This window comes from Bradyrhizobium sp., assembly GCF_049586575.1.
Classification (GTDB): Bacteria; Pseudomonadota; Alphaproteobacteria; order Rhizobiales; family Xanthobacteraceae; genus Bradyrhizobium.
The window spans coordinates 1-5,803 of the sequence record NZ_JBAVCF010000162.1 but is presented as its reverse complement, the minus strand read 5'-3'; the positions used below and the strand labels follow the sequence as shown (position 1 = coordinate 5,803).

Annotated in this window: 5 protein-coding genes and 1 pseudogene; all 6 read right to left on the bottom strand. The window is 63.4% G+C overall.

The genetic code is table 11. The features are described from left to right. Window positions 1-750 (bottom strand): EamA family transporter (locus WB528_RS06095; RefSeq protein ID WP_423887527.1); only part of this gene is annotated, 750 nt, incomplete at its 3' end. 11 nt (window positions 751-761) lie between these two features. After that, window positions 762-1,457: a class I SAM-dependent methyltransferase gene (locus WB528_RS06090; RefSeq protein WP_423887526.1), complete on the bottom strand. Its 696-nt coding sequence runs from the start codon at window positions 1,455-1,457 to the stop codon at window positions 762-764. Between the two features lie 3 nt (window positions 1,458-1,460). After that, window positions 1,461-2,003, bottom strand: a complete 543-nt coding sequence (ilvN, locus tag WB528_RS06085) for an acetolactate synthase small subunit (protein ID WP_423887525.1) — start codon at window positions 2,001-2,003, stop codon at window positions 1,461-1,463. 213 nt (window positions 2,004-2,216) lie between these two features. After that, window positions 2,217-3,200, bottom strand: a complete 984-nt coding sequence (locus WB528_RS06080) for a threonine dehydratase (RefSeq protein WP_423887524.1) — start codon at window positions 3,198-3,200, stop codon at window positions 2,217-2,219. 191 nt (window positions 3,201-3,391) lie between these two features. Further along, window positions 3,392-5,167 carry an acetolactate synthase 3 large subunit gene (locus WB528_RS06075; protein WP_423887523.1) on the bottom strand — a complete coding sequence of 592 codons (1,776 nt, stop codon included), beginning with the start codon at window positions 5,165-5,167 and terminating at the stop codon, window positions 3,392-3,394. 397 nt (window positions 5,168-5,564) lie between these two features. Next, a pseudogene (locus tag WB528_RS06070) lies at window positions 5,565-5,803 on the bottom strand (tRNA (adenosine(37)-N6)-dimethylallyltransferase MiaA); the annotation flags it as partial.

The window sequence follows — 5,803 nt, the reverse complement described above, 5'->3', positions numbered from 1 at the left end:
GGCCGAGCCGACGAACGGCACCAGAAGCGCAAACGGCACCACCTGCGCGGCCGGATAGTCGCGCAGCAGCCGGCTCCACAGCCAGTAGGCGGTGCAGGTGGAAATGCCGCCGATGCCGATCATGCAGAGGAACACGACGCCCGACATGTGCGCGATCGCGTGCCAGGTCGGCTGCACGCCCTCGTCCGCCAACGTCAACATCAGCAACGGTATGGCGGCGACCAGGCAAAGCCAAGCGGACAGATCGAACATCGGCACGCCCTGCGCGCGCCGCAACAGAAGATTGCCCGCCGCAAAGCAGATCGGGGAAATCATCAGCACCGCAAAGGCCGAGACGCTGAAATCATATCCAACCGTGCCGCAGATCATCAGAAGACCGACCGCCGCAATCGCAATGCCGACCGTCTGCATGCGCGACGGCCTTTCCCCGAACAGGACCGCAGCCAGGCCGATCGTGAACAGCGCCTGGCTCTGCACGACCACGCTGGTGAGCCCGACTGGAACGCCGCGCGCGATACCGTAGGCTTGCGCGAGAAACTGGCCGAGAAACAGCGTGAAGCTGATCGCGATCAGGATCGGCCAGGAAACTTTTGGCCGCGGCACGAGCAGGCATGGCGTCGCCGCAATCGCAAAGCGCATCGTCGTCATCAGTTCGGGCGACAATTCTTCGAGCGCGATCCGGCTCGCGATGAAGGCAAGTCCCCAGATCATCGCGACCAGAACGGCGATGCAGATGTCGGCGGGCTTCATTTTTTCTTTTTCTAACCCTGCTCGCCGTGCTTCGGTTTGTGCAACAAATAGGTGCCGTGCAGCGGCGCGTGATAATCGACCGATGTCAGCACAAAGCCGGCATCACGCAGCATGCGCTCGATCACCCAGCCGAAGGTCGAATATTCGTCCCGCATATGGGTGACGACGTTGTCGCGGTTGAAGTCGTGGTTTGTGATGGAAAACTCGGCCCATTCCTCGACGTCGCGCTCGGCGCCGTCCGGCGTCCTGACAAACACGATGTCGCGCAGGTAGAAATTCGCGCCCGGCTTCAACGCCGCGAAAACCCGCGACATCGCCACCGCCTTCCAGAAATCAGGCAGATGATGCAGCGCGAATTCGCTGACGATCAGGTCATAGCTTTCGGGCTGGTAGGCGAAACTCAGGAGGCCCGCCGACTGGGTGCGGATCGCGACCTTGCGAACGCGGGCGCTGATCTCCGCCAGCGCCAGCATCGCCGGCGAAATATCGATCGCATCGACCTCGGCGCCCATCAGCGCGGCCTCGCAGGCGAGCACGCCGTTGCCGCAGCCGATGTCGGCGAGCCGCCAACCCCGCTTGACGCCCAGCATGGAGAGCACGGCACGCGCGCGCAGGTCGCTGTCGTCATGGCGGTCGTAGATCGAGGCGACCGCGGAATCGAGCCCGATCCGCCGGCGTTGGTTATAGTACCAGTCGCGCGCCAGCATGGCTCACATCCCCTCGGCTCCGCGGCCGATTGCGGCAACGCCGGTGCGCGAAACCTCGACAAGGCCGAGCGGGCGCATCAGGTCGACGAACTGGTTGATTTTGGCGGAATTGCCGGTGATCTCGAACACGAAGCTTTCGGTGGTGGCATCGATCACGCGGGCGCGAAAGGCTTCCGCCAGCCGCAGCGATTCGACGCGATGATCGCCAGTGCCGCGCACCTTCACCATCGCAAGCTCCCGCTCGATCGAGCGGCCGGTGAGCGTCATGTCGACGACGCGATAGACCGGCACCATGCGGTCGAGCTGATGCTTGATCTGCTCGATCACCATCGGCGTGCCGGTGGTGACGATGGTGATGCGGGAAAGATGCTTCTGGCTCTCGGTTTCCGAAACGGTGAGGCTTTCGATATTGTAGCCGCGCCCGGAGAACAGCCCGATCACGCGGGCGAGCACGCCGGGTTCGTTCTGCACCAGGACCGAAAGCGTATGCGTCTCGTTCGGATCGTGGCGCTCTTCCATGAAATAGGCGGATGCGGGCTGGTCCATTTCAGTTCCCCTTATCTCTCGTCATGCCCGCGAAAGCGGGCATCCAGTAATCACCGGCCAACAGAACGAGTGCGCCTGCCGCGGCGTGCTGGATCGCCCGGTCCGGTCCACGCCAAGGCTTCGCCGGGCCACGAACTCGCCCGGCCGCCGAAGCTTCAGCGAAGGCGGCAAGCCGGGCGATGACAGTGTGTCTTGTCGATCGACGATTGCAGGTCATGCCATCATCACTTTCTGGACGACGGCGTCCGTCATCACCCATGTCCTGAACAAATCGAAATCGATGTTGCCCCCGCTCAGGATGAGGCCGACCCGCTTGCCGCCCAGCCTCGCTTTTTCCTGAAGCGCAGCAGCGAGCGACGCCGCACCGGCGCCTTCGGTGAGGTTATGGGTGTCGGTCCAGTAGGCCCGCATCGCCAAGGCGATCTCGGCGTCGGTGACCTGCACGATGCGGGACGCGCCCTTGAGGATGATCGCAAGCGCATCCTCGTCGGGGACGCGGGTCGCGATGCCGTCGGCGCGGGTATTGCTGCTGTTGGTCTTGACGACGGTGCCGGCCGCGAACGACAGCGCATAAGACGGCGCTTCGGTCGACTGCACGCCGACGATCTCGGTTTTCAGGCCGAGCAGGTCGCGTGCCAGGATACAGCCCGAGATGCCGGAGCCCTGCCCGATCGGCACGTAGAGGATGTCGATATCCGAGACAGCGCGAAACAGTTCGAGCGCGTAGGTGGCGACGCCCAGCACGAGGTCGGGGTGAAACGACGGCACGAGTTCAAGTCCGTCCCGGATGGCGTGACGGCCCGCCTCTTCGCGAGCGATCTGGAAATCCGTGCCGTGCTCGACAAGGTTGGCGCCGAAGGCCCGCATCGCGCGATTCTTCTCGACCGAATTGCCAAGAGGCACGTAGATCGTAGCCGGCACGCCATAGCGGCCCGCCGCGAAAGCGAGGCTCTGGCCGTGATTGCCTGTTGTCGCCGAGATAATGCCGGCAGTGCCGGGGCGCTCGCGCTTGAGGCGATCGAGATAGATCAGCCCGCCGCGCACCTTGAAGGCGCCGGTCGGCGTGTGGTTCTCGTGCTTGACGACCACGCTCGTGCCGAGGCGTTCGGCCAGCAGCGGCCAGGCATGCGCCGCCGTCGGCGGCATCGCCGCGTGCACAATTCTCTGTGCGTGCTCGAGTTCGGCGAGGTCAACCATGTTGGTGCCCCCGGTCGATGACGGCGCACGCCCTCCCCCTGAAAGGGGAAGGGTGGGGGTCAATTGGCGTGCGGGGGTCAATTCGATAAACGGACCCCCTCCCGGCGAGCTTCGCACGCCGACCTCCCCCTTTCGGGGGGAGGTGAAGAAAGAAACCACATGCTGATGTTTCGATCATGCTCACTACCTGATCACACCAGCGCCTTGCCGCTCGCAAAAGCCGCCGCGGTGGCCTCGTCATTGGCTTCCGCCGGCAACAGCATCTCGTTATGCGCCTTGCCGGACGGAATCATCGGGAAGCAATTTTCCAGCGCCGCCACCCGGCAATCGAACAGCACCGGGCGCTTGACCTTGATCATCTCCCTGATCGCGCCATCGAGATCGCCGGGCTTGGTCGCCTGGAAGCCGACGCAGCCATAGGCGTCCGCGAGCTTGACGAAATCCGGCAACGCCTCCGAGTAGGAATGCGACAGGCGATTGCCATGCAGCAACTGCTGCCACTGCCGCACCATGCCCATATACTGGTTGTTCAGGATGAATATCTTGATCGGCAGTTCGTGCTGAACCGCCGTCGACATTTCCTGGATCGTCATCTGCACCGACGCGTCGCCCGCGATGTCGATGACGAGGCTGTCGGGATGAGCGACCTGCACGCCGAGCGCCGCCGGCAGGCCATAGCCCATGGTGCCGAGGCCGCCGGACGTCATCCAGCGATGCGGCTCCTCGAAACCGAAGAACTGCGCCGCCCACATCTGGTGCTGGCCGACTTCGGTGGTGATGTAGGTGTCCTTGCCACGCGTCGCCTCGAACAGGCTCTGGATTGCGAACTGCGGCAGGATGATATCGTTGTTCTTCTTGTAGGACAGCGAATTGCGCGCGCGCCATTTCGCGATTCCCGCCCACCAGGCCTTGATGTCCGGCTTCTTCGCTTCCGCCTTGAACACCTGCAAGAGATCGCCGAGCACGTTGGCGGCGTCGCCAATGATCGGCACGTCGACGCGGATGTTCTTGTTGATCGAGGACGGATCGATGTCGATGTGGATCTTCTTCGAGCCCGGCGAAAACGCGTCGGTGCGCCCGGTGATGCGGTCGTCGAAGCGCGCGCCGACGCACAACATGACGTCGCAATCATGCATCGCCATGTTGGCTTCGTAGGTGCCGTGCATGCCGAGCATGCCGAGCCAGTTCTTGCCCGACGCCGGGTAAGCGCCGAGCCCCATCAGGGTCGAGGTGATCGGAAAGCCGGTGACCTCGACCAGCTCGCGCAGCAGCTTCGAAGCCTCGCGGCCGGCATTGATGACGCCGCCGCCCGAATAGATCACCGGACGTTTCGCCGAGGCGAGCAGCGCTACCGCCTTGCGAATCTGCGTCGCATCGCCCTTGACGCGCGGCGCGTAGGAGATGTGCACGTCGGATTTGCGCGGCGGGTGATAGGTGCCGGTCGCAAATTGCACGTCCTTCGGCACGTCAACGACAACCGGCCCCGGACGCCCGGTGCTCGCGACGTAGAACGCCTCGTGCAGCACTTTCGCGAGATCATTGACGTTGCGCACCAGCCAGTTGTGCTTGGTGCAGGGCCGCGTGATGCCGACGGTGTCGCATTCCTGGAACGCGTCGTTGCCGATCAAATGAGTAGGAACTTGTCCGGTGATGCAGACCAGCGGAATCGAATCCATCAGCGCATCGGTGAGCGGCGTCACCATGTTGGTGGCGCCTGGGCCCGAAGTCACCAGCACCACGCCGGGCTTGCCGGTCGAGCGCGCATAGCCTTCGGCGGCATGGCCTGCGCCCTGCTCGTGCCGGACCAGGATGTGCTCGACCTCGCTCTGCTGGAAAATCTCGTCATAGATCGGGAGCACCGCGCCGCCGGGATACCCGAAAATGTGCTGGACGCCATGATCGATCAGCGCGCGCACGATCATCGCGGCGCCGGTCATCTGGTTAGGATCGTGGCTCTTGTCACTCATGACGTATTCCTTGGCTGGCTCCGGAAGCGCTTTCGCGCGGTGGTTCTGGTTCGAGAGAGGCTTGTGGCTTGGGAAATAAAAAAGGACCCGAAGAGGGCCCTGGCGCACCGTCCGACTTTGGATGGCAACTAGCCATCCCCGGCGGCGCGCCTGGGTACGACTACGATAAGGAGTTTGGTAATAATATTACGCATAGGTCCGCTCAGACTTCCCAAAGGTTGCGCGAACATACTGTCTGGCAGCCGAAAGTCAAGCTACCAACAGCGGTCGCGCTCAATTTGAGAGTGTAGCGGGCTTAAGCGCGTTGGGCGAGGGTGAATTTTGCGTTTGCTGGCATGCGTCTGGCCTGACACCCGTCATTCCGGGGCGCGCGCCAGCGCGAGCGCGGATTGACGAGTTACGTGGTGGTGACAGCGTCGACCCATTCCCCGGCCGCCTCCGGCTTCACCCATTCAAATTCCGGCAGTTGATGCCGAAACCAGGTGAACTGCCGCTTGGCGTAATGACGCGTATCGGCGCGGCCGATTTCGCTCGCCTCTTCACGCGTGATCTCCCCCCTGAGATGGCGGATCAGCGCCGGCACGCCATGCGCCTTCATCGCCGGCAACAGCGGATCGAGGTCGCGCGCGGCGAGCC